2 protein-coding genes are annotated in these 1536 nt (G+C 42.4%); both read right to left on the bottom strand.

The genetic code is table 11. From position 1 onward, the window contains the following. Nucleotides 1–235: hypothetical protein (locus GX089_04290; GenBank protein NLP01693.1), on the bottom strand; the 235-nt coding region annotated here is incomplete at its 3' end. A gap of 40 nt (nucleotides 236–275) precedes the next feature. Then, complete coding sequence (locus GX089_04295; GenBank protein ID NLP01694.1) at nucleotides 276–1292, bottom strand: hypothetical protein; 1017 nt, start codon at nucleotides 1290–1292, stop codon at nucleotides 276–278. Nucleotides 1293–1536: the final 244 nt, after the last annotated feature.

The following is a 1536-nucleotide window of genomic DNA, read 5'->3' on the forward strand; positions in this document are numbered from 1 at the left end:
CATCCATCGTCGCACCGCTCTTTTTCATCCTGATATCGATATCGATCTGTGTGAAATGATCGTAATATCCGGTGCTTGAGAGAAGCAGTTCTCTTCCTTCCTCTGCAGAAGCAATACGGTGCGGTATCTTTTTCGCATTGATCTCCGTCAGAAAAATGTCGCCTGCAATCAGGACCACGATAACAGCAGCTGCGATCAGTATGATCCTTTTAATGATATTTTTTCCGGTTCCCATGAATGCCTCCTGAGGTTTCTATACATACTTCCTAATAAAATCACAAAAAATCCGTATCAGAGATCAACATCGGAATTTCTGCATAGGAAACAATGCACTCCCGATTTTCACAATGCCATTCTCTCGGCCTGCCAAGCAGTTTGTTGATTGCGATATTCGGTATATTGATACCGCTTCCCACATAAGACATCTGCACGCCGCCTGACATTCTAGTGTTCACTTCCAAAAAATAGGGAACCTGCCCTGAAAATTTGAACTGGATGTTGCAGGGCATCTCCAAATCGACTTTACTGTAAAAATCCGAACAGTACCTGATAATATCAGGATCATATTTTATTCTTTCTGCTCTCGACGACCCTTTATACCGTGGAACCGCAATAATTCCATCCTTCGTTTTCAGACAGTCCACACTGATTTCCTCCCCCGGTAAATACGGCATGACCATAACAGGGTCGAACCTTTCCACCTCACATAAAGCAGAATACGCTTTACGGAACGTTATTCTGCTGCCCTGATTCCACCTGAGTGCAGAAAATGCATTTTCATGGTCGACAATTCTGTGAAAACTGTTTCCGCCTTCATCACTTACAAATTTAAAACACACACTGCTGTATTTTTCTTTCAGTGAATTGTATGCATGCATAAACTCATCAGCCGTTGTAACAGAATAGTAATCAGGAACGATACCGATCCCATTCTCTTTAAAGAACTGATATGCCAGATCCTTATGATTAAGCATCCTGACCGATTCATAGTCGTCAACAAGTACCCTGACTCCTATTTTTTCAAATCGTTCCTTATTTCTGCTGATCGCGACCAGCTTCCTTCGCGGAACAAAAACATCTACCCTGTTCTTCACACAGAAATCCAGACAGTATGACACGTACTCTTCTTCCTTCAATACGGGTTCAATGTGCCATTCATCACAGACCTTTTTATATACTGTATTCTCCCGCTCATTGCTTCCGATGATCCGGAAGTCAGACTCATCCTTTTTGATCAGCTGAATAATACTGTATGCTGTACTAAACCAATGATTTAGCCAAATCCTTATCATTTTTTGCTCCCTTTGCGCAATCATTTATTGAATATCATCATACCAGTAAATCTCAAGAATTTCACCAGCAGAAAAAGGCCGGCGGAGTCAATTCCACCGGAATGGAACAAACTTCTGACAGTCTTTCGACAATTTGGCTATTTGACCATAACGCGATCGTTCAGCACTTCGTATCCGAATTTCCGATACAGATCATGCGCATCTCTTGTGATCAGGATCCCGCGAAGGCAGGCATACTGCGGGA

The sequence above is a fragment of the Fibrobacter sp. genome, assembly GCA_012523595.1.
Classification (GTDB): Bacteria; Fibrobacterota; Chitinivibrionia; order Chitinivibrionales; family Chitinispirillaceae; genus JAAYIG01.